The 612-nt window shown below is 40.7% G+C and carries 1 protein-coding gene; it reads right to left on the minus strand.

Features of this window, described 5'->3' with window-relative positions:
* Positions 1-466 (minus strand): MFS transporter (locus R7R24_RS28320; protein WP_318120397.1); only part of this gene is annotated, 466 nt, incomplete at its 3' end.
* Between the last annotated feature and the right edge of the window lie 146 nt (positions 467-612).

The following is a 612-nucleotide window of genomic DNA, read 5'->3' on the forward strand; positions in this document are numbered from 1 at the left end:
TCGGGAACAGGTACTGGCCTAAAAAAGCGCCGACATTGTTCACCGAATAGTTGATTGGGTAACCTTTTTCGAAATCTTCTTGTGATTTAAAAGTGCGTTTGTAAAGACTTGGGTAAGAAGGTGACATCAAACCACGGCCGTAGCTTGCTAGAGCGATACCACACATCGATAAAGGAACGTTTGTCGCCGAAGCACCAAGTACCAGCAAAACGTAACCCGCAGCGAACGCCAGAAAGGCGATGGACAGAGAGCGGTAAGCTCCTAAAAACTTAGCCGCAATAAATCCGCCAGCGATGGCAAACAATGGCCCAATGGCAGAAAAAGCGCCCACGATCATCATCGTATCGGCTTCGTTGTAATTTAGATCTTCTAGAAAAAAGCGAGTTAAGCTCACTAACACGCCATAAAATGATAAGCCAAACATCATTTGGCAGAACATCATAGATTTGTTTAGTTTATTCCACATAATTTTGTACTCACATTAGCGGAGAAAGATAGTGATTATTTCTGTTAAATGTTACTTAAACGAGATATTGAGTATTGAAATAATTGTCGCATAACTGACAAAAGACGCACTATATTTTCTAATGTGAAGTTTGTTATTTGCTTATC

Source organism: Vibrio sp. 704 (assembly GCF_033339295.1).